Source organism: Rubrivirga litoralis (assembly GCF_031846415.1).
Lineage (GTDB): Bacteria > Bacteroidota > Rhodothermia > Rhodothermales > Rubricoccaceae > Rubrivirga > Rubrivirga litoralis.
In genome coordinates this window covers 15,543-31,685 of sequence record NZ_JAVRHT010000038.1, presented here as the reverse complement: position 1 = coordinate 31,685, position 16,143 = coordinate 15,543, and the positions used below count along the sequence as shown (strand labels likewise).

Annotated in this window: 12 protein-coding genes; 4 read left to right on the top strand and 8 right to left on the bottom strand. The window is 73.2% G+C overall.

Features of this window, described 5'->3' with window-relative positions:
- Nucleotides 1–41: 41 nt before the first annotated feature.
- Both RM540_RS13720 and RM540_RS13715 read left to right on the top strand, forming a co-directional pair.
- Nucleotides 42–1,091 (top strand): NAD(P)H-dependent glycerol-3-phosphate dehydrogenase, encoded by a 1,050-nt coding sequence (locus RM540_RS13720; protein WP_311665078.1) that lies wholly within the window; start codon nt 42–44, stop codon nt 1,089–1,091.
- 97 nt (nt 1,092–1,188) lie between these two features.
- On the top strand, nt 1,189–1,860 hold the full coding sequence (locus tag RM540_RS13715; protein ID WP_311665075.1) for an AlbA family DNA-binding domain-containing protein: 672 nt from the start codon (nt 1,189–1,191) through the stop codon (nt 1,858–1,860).
- Nucleotides 1,861–2,045: 185 nt separating this feature from the next.
- Here the strand turns inward: RM540_RS13715 and RM540_RS13710 are convergent, their stop codons facing one another.
- The 5 genes from RM540_RS13710 to RM540_RS13690 all read right to left on the bottom strand — a co-directional run bounded on the left by RM540_RS13710 (nt 2,046) and on the right by RM540_RS13690 (nt 9,532).
- The gene (locus RM540_RS13710) at nt 2,046–3,464 is read right to left on the bottom strand and encodes a SusD/RagB family nutrient-binding outer membrane lipoprotein (protein ID WP_311665073.1); all 1,419 of its coding nucleotides are present in this window, start codon (nt 3,462–3,464) and stop codon (nt 2,046–2,048) included.
- Nucleotides 3,465–3,535: 71 nt separating this feature from the next.
- Nucleotides 3,536–6,670, bottom strand: a complete 3,135-nt coding sequence (locus tag RM540_RS13705) for a SusC/RagA family TonB-linked outer membrane protein (protein ID WP_311665071.1) — start codon at nt 6,668–6,670, stop codon at nt 3,536–3,538.
- A gap of 306 nt (nt 6,671–6,976) precedes the next feature.
- Nucleotides 6,977–7,885, bottom strand: a complete 909-nt coding sequence (locus RM540_RS13700; protein ID WP_311665069.1) for a manganese catalase family protein — start codon at nt 7,883–7,885, stop codon at nt 6,977–6,979.
- Nucleotides 7,886–7,955: 70 nt separating this feature from the next.
- Complete coding sequence (locus RM540_RS13695) at nt 7,956–8,465, bottom strand: ferritin-like domain-containing protein (protein ID WP_311665067.1); 510 nt, start codon at nt 8,463–8,465, stop codon at nt 7,956–7,958.
- Nucleotides 8,466–8,677: 212 nt separating this feature from the next.
- Nucleotides 8,678–9,532 (bottom strand): hypothetical protein, encoded by an 855-nt coding sequence (locus tag RM540_RS13690; protein ID WP_311665065.1) that lies wholly within the window; start codon nt 9,530–9,532, stop codon nt 8,678–8,680.
- A gap of 220 nt (nt 9,533–9,752) precedes the next feature.
- Here RM540_RS13690 and RM540_RS13685 point away from each other — a divergent pair, with 220 nt between their 5' ends.
- Entirely contained in the window at nt 9,753–12,101 is a 2,349-nt protein-coding gene (locus RM540_RS13685) for a DNA gyrase/topoisomerase IV subunit A (RefSeq protein WP_311665063.1), read from the top strand.
- A 144-nt stretch (nt 12,102–12,245) separates the two neighbouring features.
- A complete protein-coding gene (locus RM540_RS13680; protein WP_311665061.1) occupies nt 12,246–12,455 on the top strand; it encodes a hypothetical protein in 210 nt (69 codons plus the stop codon).
- Nucleotides 12,456–12,549: 94 nt separating this feature from the next.
- On the opposite strand, the gene RM540_RS13675 is transcribed toward RM540_RS13680, so the two are convergent.
- The 3 genes from RM540_RS13675 to RM540_RS13665 form a co-directional block, all read right to left on the bottom strand.
- Entirely contained in the window at nt 12,550–13,443 is an 894-nt protein-coding gene (locus RM540_RS13675; protein ID WP_311665059.1) for an ABC transporter substrate-binding protein, read from the bottom strand.
- Between the two features lie 232 nt (nt 13,444–13,675).
- Nucleotides 13,676–15,718, bottom strand: coding sequence for a TonB family protein (locus RM540_RS13670; protein ID WP_311665057.1), 2,043 nt, complete (start codon nt 15,716–15,718; stop codon nt 13,676–13,678).
- Entirely contained in the window at nt 15,711–16,112 is a 402-nt protein-coding gene (locus RM540_RS13665; protein WP_311665053.1) for a BlaI/MecI/CopY family transcriptional regulator, read from the bottom strand. The genes RM540_RS13670 and RM540_RS13665 overlap by 8 nt, the downstream gene beginning before the upstream one ends.
- Nucleotides 16,113–16,143 lie beyond the last annotated feature (31 nt).

Here is a 16,143-nt window from a genome sequence, read left to right as displayed (position 1 = left end):
TCTCTCCGCTCTCTCCGCTCTCTCCGCTCTCTCCGCTCGTCATGCCCACCGCCCCGCCCACCGCCGTTCTCGGAGCCGGAAGCTGGGGGACGGCCCTGGCCATCAGCCTCGCCCGCGCCGGCCACCCCGCCCGCCTGTGGGCGCGCCGCGAGGAGGCCGCCGCCGAGATCGCGCGGACGCGCCGGAACGAGGCGTACCTCCCGGGCGCCGACGTCCCGCGCACGGTCGAGGTGTCGTCGGACCTGGAGGCGGTCGTGGGCGGGGCGGCGGTGTGGGTGGTCGCCGTGCCCAGCCAGTCGGTCCGCGCCGTCGTGGCGCCGCTCGCGGGGCGGATCGAGAATGAGACCGTTATTGTATCCGTCGCCAAGGGGATCGAGACCGACACGCTCCTGACCACGAGCGCCGTGCTCCGCGACGTGCTCCCGGCCGCCGACGCGGGCCGCGTGGGCGTGCTCTACGGGCCGAGCCACGCCGAGGAGGTCGCCCAGGAGCGGCCGACGAGCGTCGTCGCCGCGCTCCCCGACCCGGACACCGCGGCGTTCGTCCAGGACCTGTTCATGACGCCTAGCCTCCGCGTCTACACGAACCCCGATGTCGTCGGCGTCGAGGTGGGCGGGTCGGTCAAGAACGTGATGGCCGTCGCGGCCGGGATGTCCGACGGGCTGGACCTGGGCGACAACGCGAAGGCCGCGCTCGTGACGCGGGGGCTCGCCGAGATCACACGGCTCGGGCTCGCGCTCGGCGCCGACGCGCACACGTTCGCCGGACTCGCTGGCCTGGGCGACCTCGTGGTGACGTGCTTTAGCCGGCACAGCCGCAACCGGGCCTTCGGCGAGCGCGTCGGGCGGGGCGAGACGCGGGCCGAGGCGCTCGGCCACTCGACGATGGTCGTCGAGGGCGTCCAGACGACGGCGTCGGTCCGCGCGCTCGCGCGCCGGCACGGCGTCGAGATGCCGATCACCGAGGCCGTGTGGTCCATCCTGTTCGACGGCCTCGCCCCGCGCGACGCCGTCGAGGCGCTCATGACGCGGAGCGCCGCGCCGGAGACGGACCCCGCCCGCGGCCCGGCCTTCGACGGAACCGCGGCGTAGCCCTCGCGCGTGCACGGGCGGGGCGGAGAGGGCGCGGAGGCGGGGCGGCCCGCCGTTCCACCCCGCCCGTTCCCCCACCACCATCCTCCCACCCGGCATGACCCACGACGACCTCAAGCGGCTGGCGGCGATGGGGGAGGGCGCGCACCTCGAGTTCAAGAACCGCGTGCCCCGCCCCGAGCGGATCGCCCGCGAGGTGATCGCGCTCGCGAACACGGGCGGCGGCAAGGTGCTCGTCGGCGTCGACGACGACGGGACGGTCCTCGGGCTGAAAGACGCCCATGAGGAGTTCTACGCGCTCGGGCAGGCGCTCCACGAGCGGATCCTGCCCGAGATCGACCTGGGCTTCGAGACCGTCCGCGTGAGCCGGAAGCGCGAGGTCCTCGTCGTCCACGTCCCCGCCAGCCTCGACCGCCCGCACGTCCTGCTCCCCGACCGCCGGCCGGACGGGACGCTCCCCAAGCGCCGGGCGTTCGTCCGCGTGGCCGACCAGTCGGTCGAGGCCAGCCGCGAGGCCGTCCAGATCATGCGCGCCGAGGGCCGCGGCGAGGGCGCCCAGTTCACGTTCGGCGACGCTGAGCGGACGCTCCTGGAGTACCTCGAACGCCACGAGCGGATCACCGTCCGCGAGTACGCGCGGATGACGAAGGCGCCGCCGTGGCGGGCCTCGAAGACGCTCGTGGCGCTGGCCCGGGCCGGAATCGTCGCGCTCCACCCGCAGCCCGGCGGCGACGACTACTTCACGGCCGCGCTCGGAAACGCCGCCTAGGGCGGGGCGGGGTGGGGTAGAGGCGGCGGCCGCCCCGCCTGCCGGTGCTGTCTGCGCCGCGGGCCGTCAGATCCCGTCGCACGCGCCGCCGTGCCACCGCCCCGCCCACGCTACGGGCGGGCGGTCCAGGCTGGCCGCCCGCCCACGCGCCTACGTGCTGGCGCGCCTGCTCGCCGCCCCGCCCGCTACTGGTCCCACCAGATGCGGTCCGTCAGCGAGGCCTCCGGGATGTTGCTCGCGTTGCGGCTGTACTCGGTGTCCGGGTAGTCGATCCGGCGGATAAACTCCGGGAGCTCGGCGTTGGCCGGCAGCACGAACCCCTCGTAGTCGTAGTCGTGGCGGCGGGCGTCGACCCAGGCCTCGGGGTTCAGGAACAGGACCTTGTACTTTTCGCGGAACACGTCGTCCAAGGTCAGCGCCGCGGCGCCCACGCTGACCTGCGGGGCCGCGAGGTAGGCCGCCGCCGCGTCGGCGCCGACGCCCAGTTTGTCCATGTGCGCGCGGATGGCCTCGGTGTAGGCGGCGTAGGCCCGGTCGCGCTGGCCGGCCCGGAGCGCGGCCTCGGCCTCGACGAGCTTGACCTCGCTGTACGTCACGAGCTCGAGCGGGGCGGTCCGGCGGGCGTAGTACGTGTTCGTGGTGAGCACGACGCGCTCGCCCTGCTCTTTGGCGCCACCCCGCCCCGCCCCGTTGACGGTCCCCACGTAGGAGCCGTCGGCGAGCGAGTCGGTGTAGGCCTCGATGCGGGGGTCGACCACGCCGTAGGTGGTCCCGTCGACGGCCTGGACGAACTGCTCCGAAAGCCACCCGCCGAGGAACAGGTTCGCGTTGTCGATGGCGACATCGGCCCACGGGTTGATCTCGTCATCGAAGTACGCGACCGTCGCGCTCTCGGCCTCCGACGTGTAGGCCCGGTCCACGGCCGCAAGCACGGCCTGCGGGTCGTACGCGTCCGTTTTGGTCAGGTGGTTGAGGTAGCGCGCCCGGAGCGCGTAGGCCGTCTTGACCCACAGGTCGGTGTCGCCGCCGTACACGAAGTCGTCGCCGCCGGGGGAGAGCGTGGAGCCGCCCGCTTCGAGCGCGGCGATCCCGTCCGCGAGGAGCCGGAACACCTCGTTGTAGAGGGCCTCGCCGTCGTCGTAGGCCGGGTTCAGCGTCTCGACCGGGTCGAAGGCCTGCGAGTACGGGGCGCTCCCCCACGCGTCGACCGTCGAGGCGAGGTGGTACGCCAGGAGGATCCGGGCGACGCCCGCGTAGTCGGTCGCCCCCTCCGCCGCGGCCTGGGCCTCGAGCCGCTTGAGGTCGGCCATCACGTCGTACAGGTTCCCCCACGTCTCGTCGAGGCTGATTCGCTCGTAGACGTCGGAGGCCGAGGCGCGGTTGGGCGAGGCCAGGTACTGGACGTAGTTCGCGGTGAGGTTGCCCAGGCCGAACGTGGTCTCGCCCGTCGCGAACGTCGTGCTGGCGAGGAGCGCGCCGACCGGCACCTGCGTCGGCTCGTTGGGGTTCTCGTTGATGTCGAGGAACCCGTCGCACCCGGGCGCGGCCACGAAGAACGCGCCGGCGAGGAGGACGGAGAGGGCGGGGCGGAGGCGCGCGGTCATGGGGCAGCGGAGAGGGCGGGGTGGTCCGATGGGCGGGGCGCCGCGCGGGCGAGCCCGCTGGGCGGGGCGGCTCAGATCCCGAGCTCGAGCGTGAGCGTGTAGCTGGCGACGCCGGGGTGGGCCAGGCCCGAGAACCCGGTCGCATTCGAGCCCGACCCCGCCGACGTCACCTCGGGGTCCCAGTACGGGTAGGGCGACCACAGGACGACGTTGTTGACGGCCAGCCGGATGCGAGCGCGGTCGATCCCCGCCCGGCCGACGAGCGAGGCCGGCAGGCCGTAGGCGAGGCTCACGTTGCGGAGCTTGACGTAGCTGGCGTCGAAGACCGAGTTCTCGGTCGAGGCCCGGTACGTGTTCCGGTAGTAGCCGGCCCCGTAGTCCCGGCCGTCCGGCCCCGCGCCCTGGCCGAGGTAGACCGGCTGCGCGTTGGGCTGCCCGTCGGCCGTCGTGCCCTCGAAGACCATCGTGTCTTCGCGGTCGAGGGTGTACTCGGGGATGCCGAACGCGGCGAAAAAGTTGTTGAACTGGCTGTATTTCTCTGCCCCAAAGCTCACGTCGATGAGCGCCGAGAGCTCGACGTTCTTGTAGCGGACCCGGTTGAGAAGGCCGCCGATCCAATCGGGCGTCATGTTGCCCAGGATGCGGAGCGTCCGGTCGACGACGGGGAACCCGTCGGCGCCGATAAGGAGCGGGCGGTCGGGGTCGAGCTCGAGCGGGTCGGCGTCCTCGCCGGGCGCGTAGTAGCGGGCGTAGCTCGTGCCGTAGATGGCGCCGTACGGAGCGTCCGGGAGGAGCCGGAGGTAGGCGGTGCTGCCGGCGTACCCGGACTGCCTCCCGACCTCGATGGTCTCGATCCCCTCGCGGATCTCGACGACCTCGTTCCGGTTCCGGGCGAAGTTGGCCGTCACGTCCCACCCGACGTCCGAGGTTTCGACGACGGCCGCGTTGAGGACGAGCTCGACGCCCGTGTTGCGGATCGAGCCGGCGTTCGTGATAAAGCGCGAGAACCCAGTCGCGTTCGAGATCGGGACCGGGATGATCTGGTCCCGGCTCGTCGCGTTGTAGTACGTGGCGTCGAGCCCGACGCGGCCGCCGAGAAAGCGGAGGTCGACGCCGGCCTCGAACGACGTGGTCCGCTCGGGCTTGAGGTCGGGCGAGCCCAGAACGCCCGACTGCGTAAACCCGGTCTGGCCGTCGAGCGGGAAGGCGCCGGGCGAGACGAACGTGACGTTCGTGGCGTAGGGCGGGGCGTCCTTGCCCACCTGCGAGAACGAGGCGCGGACCTTCCCGAACTCCAGCACGGGCGACGACCCGAGCGTCTCGGTAAACACGTAGGCTAGGCTCAGGGACGGGTAGAAGAACGAGCGGCTCTCGACGGGGAGCGTCGAGGTCCAGTCGTTCCGGCCGGTGAGGCTGAGGTAGAGGGTCTCGTCGTAGGCCAGCTTGAGGTCGCCGTAGAGCCCGACGAGCCGCTGGTCGCGGACGAACTGGCTGGTGGTGAGGTCGCGGGCGTTCGAGAGGGTGTAGAAGTTGGGGATCGTGAGGTCGGAGCCGGACACGTTCACGCGGTCGTAGCTCCGGCCAAACACGTCGTTGCCCAGGAGGAGGTCGGCCTGGAGCTTGTCGCCGAACCGCCTCGACAAGGAGACGTTGAGCGTCGAGGTCAGGTCGCGGCTCGAGATCCGCGTCTCGCCGACCTCGCCCTCGCTGTCCAGCGCGTTCTCGCCCGCGATCCCCTGCGGCCCCTGGAGCGTCTCGAAGCGGGAGTCGGAGTAGGTGTCGACGCCCAGCCGGTACGTCACGTCGACGCCCTCGGCGAAGGTGTAGCCGGCGTTGACGCTCCCGATGAGGCGGTCGACGTCGTCGTTGTAGGTCGCGAAACGGGCGTCGTAGAGCGCGTTCGTGCCCACGTTGTCGTCGCTCCCGTAGTACCCGAACATGGTCCCGTTCGGCTTGATGTACTGGGCGACGTCCTGGTTCGGGGTCCAGTAGACGAGCCGCTCGTTGAAGCGGTCGGCGAAGACGCGGTCGCCGCCCGAGTTGACGTAGTTGAGCGTGCCGCCGAACCGGAACGCCGCCGACGGCTGGACCGCCCCGCTCAGGCGGGCCGAGGTGCGCGCCCAGTCGCTGAAGGGGAGGACGCCGCCGTTGTCGAGGCGCCCGACCGAGGCGTAGAACGAGGCCGCGTCCGTCCCGCCCGACACGCTCACGTTGTTCTCGACCGTGTAGCCGGTCTGGTACGCCTGCTCCCAGTTGTTGTAGAACTGGAGGTCGGGCGTGACCTGGCGGGCCTCGTCGATCGGGGCGCCCCAGCAGCACCAGAAGCTCGTGGGGTCGTACGCGCCGCCGAACCCCTGGGTGTAGACCTGCTGGACCTCGGGGGTGCGGTTGACGCCCTCGGCCCCGACCTCGCTCGTGACCTCGACGCGCGTGGTCCCGGCGCGGCCGCGCTTGGTGGTCACGATGACGGCCCCGTTGGCGGCGCGGACCCCGTAGAGCGTCGTGGCGGCGGCCCCCTTTAGCACGTTGACCGAGGCGACGTCATTGGGGTTGAGGTCGACGGCCCGGTTCGAGAACCCGCGCGAGTTGAACCCCTCGGCGCCCGAGTCCGTCGAGTTGTCGATGGGGACGCCGTCGACGACGAAGAGCGGCTGGTTGTCGGCGTTCGGGTCGAGCGAGGTGATCCCGCGGAGGATGATCCGGGCTCCCTGGCCCGGCGCCCCGCCCGTGTCGATGACTTGGGCACCGGCGACCCGGCCGGAGAGGGCCGAGACGAGGTTGCCGGTGTCGGCCTCCTGGAGGTCGGCCGCGTCGATCTGCTGGACCGAGTACCCCAACTCGCGCTCCTCGCGCTCGATTCCGAGCGCCGTCACCACGACGTCGTCGAAGACCCGGGACGCGGGCGCGAGCGCCACGTCGACGACCGCCCGCCCGTCGACGGCCACGGCGAGCCGCTCGTAGCCAATAAACGAGAACACGAGCGAGTCGGCCCCGGCCGGCACGTCCAGGCGGTAGCCGCCGTCGGCGTCGGTCGACGTCCCGACCGGCGGCGTCCCGGCCACCACGTTCACGCCGGCCAGCGGGGCGCCGGTCTCGGCGTCGGTGACGGTCCCGGTCACCGCCCGCTCCTGGGCGCGGGCGGGGTGGGCGGCGGCGAGCAGGACGAGGAGCCCTGTGGCGAGGGCGACGCGGGTAGCGAAGAGCATAGGGCCGGGGGCGGGGTGGGGCGCTCGGGAGCCGCCGTCAAGGTAGCGTGAAGCGCCTGTAGGGCAAGGGCTTTTCTTAGGCCCCGCTCCGCCCCGCCCTTAGGTCCGCTGCTCCTGCGGCCTCGCTCCGCCCCGCCCCACACTGACGGCCCGTGCTGCCCCGCCCCGCCCGCGGCCTACACCGACGGCCCGTACCGACCACCCCGCCCACAGCCCGTGCCGACCGCCTCGCCCAAACGAGCGCCGCCCCGCCCCCGGCGTGCGGGGGCGGGGCGGCGCGGGCCTACCGAGGGCGGGCGGGGCGGCTCAGGAGAGCGCGTCCTTCGCCTTCTGGACCAGCCCAGCGGCCCCGCTTTTGGCCCCGTCCTGCGGCGTCGCCGCGTCGAACGTGGACGGCGGCGGCTCGGGGAGCTGGGGCTCGCCGCCGAGCGGCTCCATCTTCGGGATGAACGAGAACTCGCCCTTGCCGTCGATCGAGCGGCCCGACGTGTAGCGGGCGCCGGGGTCGTCCTGCGGCTCGATGTGCGTCGACATGAACGCGTAGCTCAGGTTCATCTCCTCGACGTGCGGCCCCTTCTGCTCCTCCGACATGGGGATCGACGCCGGGATCGGGTGGACGTTCTCCACCCCGCCCAGCTCCTCGATGACGGCCAGCCACTGGTTCTGGTGCATCGTGTCGCGGGCGAGCAGGAACCGGAGCATGTCCTTCATGCCCGCGTCGTCGGTCATGTGGTAGAGCCGGGCCGCGAGCGTGCGGCCGGTCGACTCGGCCATGACGTTGGCGTACATGTCGCCGGCGAGGTTGCCGCTCGCCACGATGTAGTTGCCCGTGAACGGGCCGCCGTTGGCGTCGACGGGCATCGCGCCCAGCCCGGCCGAGAGGAACTGGCGCGGCTGCATCCCGCCGAGGATGGCGGCCACCATCGGGTTCTCGGCCGCCTCGTCCTGGACCTGGGTCGGGGCGCCTTCGAGGTTAAGGGCGACGGCCGTGCACAGGATCTCGATGTGGCTGATCTCCTCGGTGCCCGTGTTGAGCAGCATGTCGCGGTACTTCGACTGCGACGGCGGCTGGTTCCACGCCTGGAACAGGTACTGGAGGCACACGCGCATCTCGCCCTCCTGGCCGCCGATGGCCTGCTGGAGGGCCTTGGCGAAGAGCGGGTTCGGCTTGTCGACCTTGACCTCGTACTGGAGCTTGTTGTCGTGGTAAAACATGTGGGGAGAGAGGGTGGGGGAAGTGAAAACGTGACCGCCCCGCCCTCGTGAGCGGGGCGGGGCGGATGGCCTAGGCCTCGGCGGCGAACGGGTTGACGATGGACTCGGCGAGCTGCGTGAGCGAGTCGTCCGTCGCCTCCTCCTCAGCCAGCGTTTCGGCGAGGAGTCGGGCGTCGTCGTCGCGGCGGAGCCGCTCGGCGAACGTGCGGACGGTCCCGTAGCCGGCGATCTCGTAGTGCTCGACGCGCTGGGCCGCCGCGATCAGGCCGGCGTCGCGGACGGCCTCGTCGCCGTCGGCGTCGATGATCTCCTGGCCCTCCTTCACGAGCCCCTTCATGGCCTCGCAGGTCTCGCCGGAGAGGCTCTTGCCGAGGTTCTTGCCGATCTGCTCGAGCCGGTCCTTCTGGCGCCTCGTGGTCTCGAGGTGGCGCATGAACGCCTGCTTGAGGTCGGGGTGGGCGGCCGCGTCGGCCATCTTGGGGAGCGCGTCGACGAGCTGCGACTCGGCGCTGTAGAGGTCCTTGAGTTGGGCGACGTAGAGGTCGTCGAAGCTTTTGAGGTTGAGGCTGAAGAGGCCCATAACACTGGGGGCGGGGTGGGAGAGAGGGGGCCGGAGGTACCGGCGCGCGCCCACGCCGGTTGCCGCCCTGCCCGCCGATCCGCCCCGCCCACGGCGATGTCGGGCGTCGCCGGACGCCCTGTCCGGTGGCTCTCCCGTGCCCGCCGTCAGGGGACGGGCGGGGGTGGGCGTGTCCCTACGGCCGCGGACGGTGGGCTGCCTGGGGCGGCGCCTCAGCAGCCGCTCGTGCGGTGCCGCCCCGCCCGCCCGACGAGCGCGCCGGGCGGGGCGGCACTCGACAGGTAGAGCGCGGGCCGCGAGACGACGTAGTGGTCGGCCTCGTCCAGCAGCAGGTCGAGCCGGCCATCGCCGTCCAGATCCCCGGCCCACAAGAGGGCGGGGCGGCCGTCGCCGACGAGGTGCGCGACGGGCTGCCCCACCCCGCCCGCCGACAGCACGGCGACGCGGGCGGGGCGGACGGGCTCGGGCGCGCCCACGGCCTCCGGGCCTTCGACCACGCTCAGCACGTAGGCCGCCCCGCCCAGCCTCAGGCCGATCTCGCCCGACGCGAGCGGCCACCGCCCGGCGAACGCCGTCGGCGCCGGCCCGTCCGCGAACGGGCGGGGTGGTCGGACGAGGAACAGGGCGTCGTCCTCGACGGAGCCCCACGCGTCGACGGTCGAGAACGGCGTCGTTACGCGCCGGCCGGTGGGCGGGCCGCCCGGGTCGTCCACGACCTCGTCCCGGACCGTCTCGACGCGGACGGCGAACGACCGGAGCGCCACCCCGCCCAGCGTCGGGTAGAGCCCCTGCCACCGCTCGCCGGTCTGCACCTCGACCTCGTCGCCGTGGAACGTGCCCGCCCCGCCCAGGAGCGCCACCGCCCCGCCCGCCGTGTCGGCGGCGGCGGCGAGCGCCCGGAACGAGTCGGCCGCGACCGGCTCGCCACGCGGACCGCGGGCGAACAGATCGAGCGGGGCGGGTGCCGGCGCCGCGTCCCGCTCGGCGGCCGCGGGCGGGGCGGCTGGCGACGGCGCCTCGGGCTGGCAACCGGCGAGGAGAGCGAGCAGGAGCCAGCGTGTGGACACGGACGCAGGGCGGGGCGGCGTGAGGCGCGCACGGACCGTGCCCGGCCGCCCCGCCCGCAGAACAGGGCGCGAGGCCGACCGCCCCGCCCTCCGGCAGGACCGGCAGGACGCGGGGCCGCATCAGACAGCCGCCGTGCGTCTGCCTCGGGGCGGGGCGGCGTATGACGCGCCCTGTCACCCCGGCCTCGTACTTTGGCGCATCCCCCGGACACGCACGCCAATGCCCGTCGTCGACACGATCCCGCTCCACGAGACCGCCAAGGAGCGGTACCTCACCTACGCCCTCTCGGTCATCACGAGCCGCGCGCTCCCCGACGTCCGCGACGGGCTGAAGCCGGTCCAGCGGCGGATCCTGTACGCGATGTACACGGGGCTCCGGCTGACGCCGGAATCTAGGCACAGAAAGAGTGCGACGATCGTGGGGGAAACAATGGGCAAGTACCACCCGCACGGCGATACGGCGATCTACGACGCCATGGTGCGGATGGCCCAGACGTGGTCGCTCCGCGCGCCGCTCGTCGACGGCCAGGGCAACTTCGGGAGCCTCGACGGCGACGCGGCCGCGGCCATGCGCTACACCGAGGCCCGGCTGCGGCCGCTCGGCGCCGAGTTGCTCCGCGAGATCCGCCAGGACACGGTCCCCTTCCGGCCGACCTACGACGGCCAACTCTTCGAGCCCGTCGTGCTCCCGGCGACGGCCCCCAACTTCCTCGTCAACGGGGCCACCGGGATCGCGGTCGGGATGGCGACGAACGTGCCGCCGCACAACCTGGGCGAGGTCGTCGACGCGGCCCTGGCGCTGCTCAAGAGCCCGAACGCGCGCGTCGACACGCTCCTGCAGTACGTCCAGGGACCCGACTTCCCGACCGGCGGGCGCATCCTCAACACGCCCGAGGAGATCGCGAAGATCTACGAGACCGGCGAGGGCGCCGTCGATCTAAGGGGCGAGTTCGAGACCGAGGGGAAGAGCCGCGTGGTCGTGACCTCGATCCCGTACGCGACCCAGAAGGCCGACCTCATCGAGAAGATCGCCGACCACATCCGGGCGGGGAAGGTCCCGCAGATCGTCGACATCCGCGATGAGTCGACCGAGGACGTCCGCATCGTGCTGGAGCTGAAGCGGGGCGCGAGCGCCGAGGCCGCGATGGCGTACCTGTTCAAGCACACGCCGCTCCAGAGCCGCTTCCACGTCAACATGACGGCGCTCGTGCCGACGGACAATCCGGAGGTCGCGGCGCCCGAGAAGGTGGACCTGCGGACGGCGCTCCGCCACTTTCTCGACTTCCGCCTCGACGTGGTCACGCGGCGGCTCGCGCACGAGCTCCGCGCGCTCGAAAAGCGGATCCACATCCTCGAAGGGCTCGCCGTCATCTTCGACGCGCTCGACGAGGCGATCGCGCTCATCCGCGCCTCGAAGAACAAGGCGGACGCGAACGGCCGGCTCCGCCACCGCTTCGGGATCGACGAGGACCAGGCCGACGCCGTGCTCGAGATCAAGCTCTACCGGCTGGCGCGGATGGAGATCGACGCCATCCTCAAGGAGCTCCGCGAAAAGGAGGCCCGGGCGGCCGAGATCCGCGCGCTCCTGGCCGACGAGGCGGGGCGGTGGAAGATGGTCCGCCGCGAGCTCCGCGACGTCAAAAAGCAGTACGCCGACGAGCGCCGCACGGCCGTCTCCGGGCCGGACGCCGTCGTCGAGTACTCGGCCGAGGACTACATCACGAAGGAGGACGTCTACGTCATCGTGACGCGCGACGGCTGGGTCAAGCGGCAGCGGTCCTACACCGACCTCGACGCGATCCGCGTGCGCGAGGGCGACCGCGTGCTCTACGCGCTCGCGGCGTCGACGCGCGCGACCGCCGGGTTCCTGACGTCGGCCGGGCGGTGCTACACGATGCGCGTCGACGACCTCCCGCAGACGACGGGCTATGGCGACCCGGTCCAGAAGTTTTTCGACTTCGCGGACAAGGAGACGGTCGTGGGCGTGGTCTCGTTCGACGACCGCGTGCTCCCGACGGGCGTCCCCGAAGTCGACGGCGAGCCGCAGCCGGAGCTGTTCGCGGGCGACGGCGCGCCCGTGGGCGACAACGTCGTCGCCGGCCCGTACATCGTCGCCGTGTCCTCAGACGGGCTCGCGGTCCGCTTCGAGACCGAGACGTTCGTGGAGCCGTCGAACAAGAACGGCCGCGTCTTTATGCGCGTGAAGTCGGGCGAGCGCGTGATCGGCGCCGAGGTCGCGGCGGGGTCCGAGAACGTGTGCCTGGCGTCGCGGCAGGGCCGGGCGCTCATCTTCCCAGTCCCGCAGGTGCCGGTCTTCAAGAGCGCAGCCAAAGGCGTCATCGCCATGCGCCTGAGCGGGGCGGACGACCGCGTGCTCGGGATGGCCGTGTCGGAGGCCGCCCGGCGCGGGCTCGAAGTCGAGACCAGCCGCGGCCGCACCGAGATCGTGCGCACGACCAAGTTCGAGGTGACCAACCGCGGCAACAAGGGCGCGACGATCATCAGCCGCGGCACGCTCCGCGCGGCGACGGCGGACCCGACGGAGCTGCACCTGCCGGGCCGCGAGTAGACCACCCCGCCCCGCTCTGAGACTGCCCCACCAGACTGCCCCGCCCATGGTGGGGCGGGGTGGACGCGAGGCGCGCCGGGCGGGGCGGCGTAACCTGGGCGGGGCGGCCGCGTACCGCTGCTGCTCCACCGCCACCCCGCCCCCATGCTCCCCGACGGCTTCGACTTTAACGACGTCCGCTTCTACCTGGCCCTCTTCGTGACGGCTGGGCTCCTGTTCGTCACGTGGCGCGCGCGGCGGATCGTGCGCGCCCAGGACGCCGAAGACCGAGAGCTCGCGCTCGCAGAGGCCGCGGGGCGGACGAGCGTCCTGGGGCCGCCCCGCCCCGTGGAGCGGGTCCGGGCGGGGCGGTAGGGCGAGGCGAGACGCCCTCGCGTCGCGCTCGGCGCCTCCGTCCAGCAGGCAGGCCTCCCTGTGCCACCCCGCCCGGGCGGGGCGGGGCGGGGCGCTACAGCGCGAGCTCGTTCGTCCAGTAGGCGTCGGCGCCCGGCGTCTCGTCAATGAGGCCGCGCTCGTGCATCCACGCCTCAAGCTGCCGGTAGTAGTCGGCGCTCATCGAGAAGTCGTGCGTGAAGCAGGGGACGGTCGCGTCGTAAATGGCGCGCGTGAGGGCGTCGCCGGCGTCCGTCTCGGTGTGCGCGAAGTAGACGGCGCGGGCGGCCTCGGGCGCCTGCTTGACGGCGTCGACGCCGCGCCGGAGCACGCGGACGAGCGCCTCGAACGCCGCGCGCCGCTCGGCGAGCGCGTCGGGGTGCGCGATGAGGATGAGCTGGCAGAAGTCGGGGACGCCCCAGTCCTTGAGCGCGAACATTCGCACGTCGAGCCCGCGGTGCTCGGCCTCGACGATCTCGAAGTTGTGGAACACGAGCGTGGCCACGTCGGCTTTGTCCTCGGCGAGCGCGTCGGTGTGGTAGAACGAGTTGTTGACGCGGCCGTAGCCGTCTTCGGTGCCGGTCGGCCCGCCGTCGGCCTCGACCATCGTGGCGACGATGGCGGGTCCGCCGGGGCCGGGAGCGCCGGGGTACTGGATCCGCCGCCCCGCCATGTCGCGCGGGCGGGCGATCTCGGCCTTCGCCATCACGCCGCCGTTGGTGTGGAGGAAGCGAGCGAACCCGACGCACGGCCGGCCCTCGGCCCGGTCCTCGACGAGGTGGAGCGGCTCGGTGACGGCCACGTCGAGCTCGCCCCGCTCGATGGCCTCGACGGCGTCGAGGTGCTCCTCGGGCTCGACGAGCTCGATCTCTAGCCCTTCGTCGGCGAACCAGCCGCGGTCTTGGGCGAGGAGGAACGGGACGTGGTCCGGGTTGAGGAACCACTCGAGGCCGATGCGGAGGCGCGTCATGGGGGCGGGGCGGGGTGGGAGTAGGCGGAAGCTCCCGGGGCCACCCCGCCCGGGCACGCGCGTGCTCGGCGGGCGTGAAGCGCTCCCTACGCCGGTACGAGCCGGATCAGGTGCGGAGGGTCTGTCTCAGCCGCCCCGCCCGCACGAGGCGGGCTGGGGACGGCACCCCTGGCTTCCGGCGTCAAAGTACACCGCCCCGCCCAAGGTGAGGGCGGGGCGGCGGGGTGCTCTCTCAGCCTGGGCGCTGGTAGTTCAGCCCGAACGTGCCCGTCCAGGTGCCGCCCAGGCCGGGGCGGGCGCCTTCGGCCGTGTGGAACGCGGGAGCCCGTACGATCGCGAGGGCCGCGTCCAGCAGCGGCCCGCCCCCGCTGACGACGTCGATGTCGTAGGGGACGCCGTCGGCGCCGATCGTGTAGCGGACTTCCGCTGTCCCCCCCGCCGCGTTCTCCTGAGCGAGCGTGGAGGGCAGTGAGCGGATGCGGCGCTCGATCTCCGCCCCGCCCGAGAGCCGGGACACGTCGACGCCCCAGTAGCGGACCTCGCCCGGCGCCATCCCCTGGTCCTCGCCGGCCGGCAGCCGGAACGTGATGGGGACCGCGAACCGGACCGGCACCGCCTCCCCGCCCTGGCGGCCGGGCTCGAACCGGAGACCGCGCACGGCGTCGAGCGCCGCCGCGCTCAGCCGGTCGTCCGGCGAGCGGAGCACGGCCGGGTCCGCCACCCCGCCCGCCTCGGTCACGACGAACTGGACGACCACCTGGCCCTCGACGCCTTCGGCCCTGGCGTCCTCGGGGTAGACGACCCGCTCCTGGAGCGCCTCCAGGCCGCCGACCAGCTCCGGCTGGACCTCGGCCACGTTGTAGACGCCGTCGGCGCCAGCCTCGGGCACGGGCGGGGTGGCCGCCCCGCCCTCAAGCTGGAACGTGACGGGGACGGCGAACCGGACGCGGACGGGCTGCCCGTCCTGCATACCGGGCTCGAACCGCGCCTCGCGGACGGCCTCGGCCGCCGCTTGGTCCAGGCCGTCGTTGCCCGTCGAGCGGAGCAGCTGGAGGTCCGTCACGGCTCCCTCTTTGCTCACGATAAACTGAAGGACTGCCGTGCCCTCGACGCCCGCCTGGTGCTGGAGCTCGGGGTAGTCGAGGCGCTCCTGGAGGCCCTCCAGCCCGCCGATGAGCTGGGGTTGGACGTCGGCCACCTCGTACACCTCGTCCGTCGTGTCGGGTGGGGCGAGCGCGCGGTCGCCCGCGGGATCGGGCGGGGCGGGGTGGGGAGCCGTCATGGCCGCGAGTCCGCCAGCGAGAACGAGCGTCAGGAGGCCGGCGAGGCGGCCGCGGCGGGCGAGGCGGCGGGCGCGGTCGGGCGAGAGGGTGCAGGTCATGGCGTCGATGCGGGTTTTGAGGGACGAATCCCCCCGCCCCGCCCCCAGCGCGAGGGGCGGGGCGGGGAGGGAGGCGTAGCGGAGGAGGAGGTCGGCGTAGGTCCGGCGGCGGCCCGGGCAGGCCGCGAGCACGGCGGCGTCGGCGGCCCGCTCGCGGTCGAGGTCGAGGCCGCGCCCGAGCGCCTGCGCGAGCGGGTGCCACACGAAGGCGGCGGCGACGGCGCGCTGCGCCGCGTGCCACGCGAAGTCGGCCCGGCGGACGTGGGCGAGCTCGTGGGCCAGCGCCACGTCGAGCGCCGCCCCGCCCAGGTCGGCTGGCACGGCCACGACTGGGCGCCGCCAGCCGACCGTGAACGGGGCCGCGCCGGGCGGCGCCTCGACGGCCGCGACCGGCCGCCCGACGCCCGCCCGCTGCCGGGCCGCGTCGAGGGCCGCCGCGACGGCGGGCGGGGCGGGGGGGAGGGCGCGCCGCACGCGGGCCAGGCGCAGCGCGCCGCCGGCGACCCGCACGAGCGCGACGACGCTCGCGGCGAGGGCCAGCGCCGTCAGCACGCCCAGGGCGATGAGCCCGGCGGGCGGGGCGACGAGGGCGGGTGCGGCCGCCCCGCCCCCGACGACGACCTCGGGCAGCCACGTCACGGCGGGCGGGGCGAAGGCGGCGAGCGCGACGGGCACGTTGGGCGCCCACGCGCCCAGAGCGGCCGGCACGGCGAGCGCGACGGGCAGCGCGGCGAGCGCCGCCCCGCGCACGGGCAGCCCGACGGCGGCCTCGGCGCGCGTCAGGCGGAGCGCGCCCTCAATGATGAGCGCGAGCACGGTCCAGGCGGCGACGGGGAGCCAGAGCGACCCTAGCGCCGCCCCGCCCAAACTGGCGAGCGTGGCGGCGTCAGGCATCGGAGGGCGGGGCGGGGTCGTCCTCCAGGCGGTCGACGATCCGGCGGAGGTCGGCGCGGTCGGCCTCGCTCAGCGAGCCCTGGTCCACGAGGGTCTGGACGAGGTCGCGGGCCGAGCCCCCGAACACCTTGTCGAGGATGCCCGAGAGCACGGTCCCCTGGACCTCCTCGGGCGGGCGGGCTGCCGAGTAGACGTAGGCCGTCCCCTCGGGCTCGTACTGGAGGTAGCCCTTGTCGGCCAGGTTCTTCATCACCGTCATGACGGTGGTGTAGGCGAGGCGGCGGCGCGCGGAGATGCGGTCGTGGACGTCGCGGGCCGTCGCGCGGCCGAGCGCCCAGACCTCGCGGAGCACCTCCATTTCGGTCCCGCCGAGCGGGGTGAGGGGGTTTCTCATAGAGCTTCGGTCGGTTCGTACTAATTGTATA